Annotated in this window: 3 protein-coding genes; 1 reads left to right on the forward strand and 2 read right to left on the reverse strand. The window is 64.3% G+C overall.

Annotation, left to right across the window (positions count from 1 at the left end):
* Positions 1–759 (forward strand): AI-2E family transporter (locus ACNKID_RS06225; RefSeq protein ID WP_417912570.1); only part of this gene is annotated, 759 nt, incomplete at its 5' end.
* 42 nt (positions 760–801) lie between these two features.
* On the opposite strand, the gene ACNKID_RS06230 is transcribed toward ACNKID_RS06225, so the two are convergent.
* Positions 802–3,012, reverse strand: a complete 2,211-nt coding sequence (locus ACNKID_RS06230) for a peptidase U32 family protein (RefSeq protein WP_417912571.1) — start codon at positions 3,010–3,012, stop codon at positions 802–804.
* A 91-nt stretch (positions 3,013–3,103) separates the two neighbouring features.
* Entirely contained in the window at positions 3,104–3,658 is a 555-nt protein-coding gene (locus ACNKID_RS06235; RefSeq protein WP_417912572.1) for an epoxyqueuosine reductase QueH, read from the reverse strand.
* Positions 3,659–3,848 lie beyond the last annotated feature (190 nt).

A 3,848-nucleotide genomic window follows, 5' to 3' on the forward strand; every position in this document is an offset into this window, starting at 1 on the left:
AAGATTCAGCAGGCTATCCAGAACAGCGTATGGATTGCCGAGGCGCAGAAGATGCTGCTGGACATGGGCATCAACTTCCAGCCCGCAGACCTGACCAACCTGCTGGCCGATCTGAGCAAGAACGCCGGGCTGTTCATCTATGGCAAGGCCTCGGCTTGGGCGGCCAACATCATGAGCTTTGTTGCCCAGTTTGCCTTTCTCATTCTGATTATCTATTTCCTGCTGATGGAGATGGACGAGCTGATCCGCTTCCTCATCCGGCTCTCGCCGCTCACGGACGAGCAGAACACGCTGCTGCTGAACAAGTTTCAAGAGATTGCCGGGGTTATTCTGATTGGCAACGGCATCAGCGGCGCGATTCAGGGCGTGGCTGGCGGCGTGCTCTTCGCCCTGCTGGACATCGGCTCGCCGGTGCTCTGGGGCGGGGTGATGGGCATCTTCGCCTTCCTGCCCATCATTGGCATCGGCTCTGTGCTGATGCCTGCCGCCGTCCTGCTCTTCCTCAACGGCTTTCCGGGCAAGGCGGCAGTGCTCTGCATCTTCTTCGCTGTTGTCTTCTTTCTGGTCGAGTACCTGTTCAAGACCAACTTCGTCGGCAGCCAAGTCAAGATGCACACCCTGCTGGTGCTGCTGTCTGTCCTTGGCGGCATGGCGGTCTTCGGCGTGCTGGGCATCATCTACGGCCCGCTGATCGTCACAGCCTTCCTCACTCTCACCGAGATCTACTTCCGGGAGTACAAGCCGCTGCCTGAGCCGTAAGGGCGGCTGCGGCCCTCACCGGCAACAGGCCGCAAGGTCTGCTCAGAGCAGCTTGCGGCTGAAATTGCCTGTCATAACCTCAGGCGGCTTGGCTGCGCGTCGTCCGCCGCTCTGTCCAAGCAATGCGCTGACCAGCGCGGCCTCTTTCCTGATCCCTGCGCTGAGGTCGAGCAGGAGGAAATCCAGCCCCAGCTCGGCGATGTCCTGCTGCCGGTGCAGGAGCGAGAAGGGCTGGGCTGTTTTGGCCACCGTCATGCCGTCCTGCCGCTCCAAGGCAAGCCGTTCCTGCTTCGGGCTGAGGAGCGGCTCGCCAAGGCGGAAGTGCCTGCTCTCCATGCGCGAGCTGAAGAGCGGCGGACGGCCATAGACATAAAGGCCGAGCTGAAGCTTCTGCTCCCTGCCGCCGCGCTGGCGGCAGTGACGGACAGCGGCGGCAAGGTTCGTAGCCTCGCTTTCAAGGGAAAGAAGGCAGCCGCACAGGCCTGGCAGAGCCGCAGCCGCGCTCAGGGCGGCGGAGTTGAGCAGGTTGAAGGTGTGCTGACCGTACAGCTCGACACCTTTGGGCAAGGGGGAGAACAGCCCATGCTGGCTGCAATGCCCCAGAGCGTAGCGCGGCCAGCCTGCGGCGCAGAGCCGCCGCAGCTGCTCCTGCGTCCAGACTAAGTCGGCCTCATGCAGCACCGGCGGCAGCCGCCAGATGATCTGCTCGTGAAAGCGGCGCAGCTCCTTGGCCTGCCGCTCAAGCTGGCGGAGGCTGTCGCGGTTCAGGGGCAGGACGATGCGCCGCGCCTGCACCGGCAGCCGCTCGCGCAGCTCGGACGGACTGGACAGCTGCACCCACCAGACAGGCTCCGGCGCAGAGCGGCTCCGCGACGACCGCTTTGCTTGGGACTGAGCTTCCGCGCCGCCGCTCCAAGCCAGCGTCCGCAGCAGCCGCTCCACCTTCTTTTTGTCCGGCAGCACCTGCTTCCCGGCCAAGTCCTTGCTTCTCCGCCTGCCGCTGCGCTCCGCCGCAATGCGCCCGCCCACATCCACCCGGAAGAGGCTGCCTTGGAAGCTGCGCCCGAAGGCCGCCGCCCTGTCCGCTGTCAGGGTGATCCGCACGTTCTGCCCTGCCTGCGCGGTCTTCTGCGGCTTGCCTTGGACCAGCAGGCCGCGCAAGGTGAAGCTGATCCGCTCGCCTGAGGCCTCGTCGTGCAGGCGGAGGCGGTCGCCTTCGCTGAGCGGCTCCAGCAGGGTCAGGCTGAAGCTGATTCTGCTTTTGCCGGAAGGGCCGCGCTCCTGCTCCAAGCTGGCGACTTGGCCCAGCAGCTGGCCGCTGCTGCCCGGCTGATCAGGACTGACCGCCTCGCCAGGCGCGGCAGTCAGCAGGTAGCCGCTCGACCGCTTCCGGCCCATGGCCTCGTCAAGCAGCTGATGCGCCCATTTGAGCGCGTCGCAGCAGATATCCTCCGGCGTGTCCATGCAGGAGATGGCTAGGCGGTAGGCGGCCGTGACGCAAGACACGTAATGGGCCGTCTTCAGCCTGCCTTCGATCTTCAGGCAGCGCACTCCGGCCTGGCGCAGGGCGGGCAGGACATCAATGCCGCAGAGATCGTTCATAGAAAAGAAATAGCCGCCCTGACCGCCGTTCTGCCAGCTGTAGCGGCGGCGGCAAGGCTGCACGCAGTGCCCGCGCAGGCTGGACCGGCCCCCATGCAGGCTGGAGAACAGGCACAGCCCAGAATAGCTGAAGCACATCGCGCCATGCACGAAGACTTCCAACTCGGCATCAGTCTGCCGGCGCACGGCGGCTATCTCTTCCAAGGTCATCTCCCGCGCCAGCACCACCCGCGAGCAGCCCAGCTTGGTCAGTTCCGCCGCCGCGACTGAGTTGTGCACCGACAGCAGCGTGGAGGCGTGCAGCGGCAGGCTGGGGAAATGATGCCTGATCAGCTGGAGCAGGCCAAGGTCCTGCACAATCAGCGCGTCTGGCCGCAGTGCTTCGAGACAGGAGAGCAGCTCCAAGGCGGCGGGCAGCTCGTCCTCCTTCATCAGGCTGTTCATGGCGATGTACAGCTTCCTGCGCAGGCCATGCGCCTGCGCAATCATCGAGCCGATCTCCGCCAAGGTGAAATCACGGCTCAGGGCGCGGGCGTTGAAGCCTGGCGCGCCGACATAGACCGCGTCGGCTCCGGCCTCCAAAGCCGCCTCAAAGGCGGGGAAGCTTCCGGCTGGGGCAAGGAGTTCAAAGGACGAGGGCTGCTCTGGCATGATGTGGGCGGTTTGTTCAATGGCTCTGCGCGACAGAGCCAGCGTACCACAGGATGCATATCTCCGCCACTGTTCCGATGCGCAAAGGCGGTCAGCGGCGCGGACGGCAGGCTTTGTCGTAGCGCTCCTGCTCGCTGTAGATGCAGCCGCAGTAGGGCTGACGGTAGAGATTCATGGCAATGGATGCATCAATCCCCTGCTGCCAGCCTTCGCGGAAGTCATGGTAGAAGAACCGGATGCCGAACTGCGCGGCCAAGGCCTCGCCCATGCGCTGCAGCAGGGCGTGATTCTGGTGTTTGGAATAGAGCAGGGTGCTGGTGAATGCGTCAAAGCCCTGCTCGGCAGCCCGACGCGCCGCAGGCAGCAGGCGCATTTCGTAGCAGAGGCCGCAGCGTTCGGCGCGGTCCTCGTGGAACACTGTTTGGCGGAGGAAGTCACGCAGGCCGTATCTGCGGTCGATATCCACGCGGAAGTCCTTCTGCCGGGCGAAGTCCTCCAAGGCTGCGACCCGCCGCTGAAACTCCTTGTACGGGTGGATGTTGGGATTGTGAAACCAGCCTGTCACCTCATGCCCGCCCCGCAGCCGGAGGAAATCGAGAGGATATGCGGCGCATGGCCCGCAGCAGATGTGGAGGAGGATGTTCATTCAGACAAATCAGCTGGCAGCATGATGCTGGGCCGCAGCTGCTGACCCGCTGCGGCGTGGAGGCGGCAGCAGGACGCTGCTTCAGGCAGAGACTAAAGCGCGGCAGCAGGTTTGTCAACAGGATTCAGCGGGGTCGTGCTTGCAGCGCGGCAGAGAGATGCAGCCCTCCATGCCAGCAGCCGCACCAGTG

Source organism: Candidatus Electronema sp. TJ (genome assembly GCF_048287355.1).
GTDB lineage: Bacteria > Desulfobacterota > Desulfobulbia > Desulfobulbales > Desulfobulbaceae > Electronema.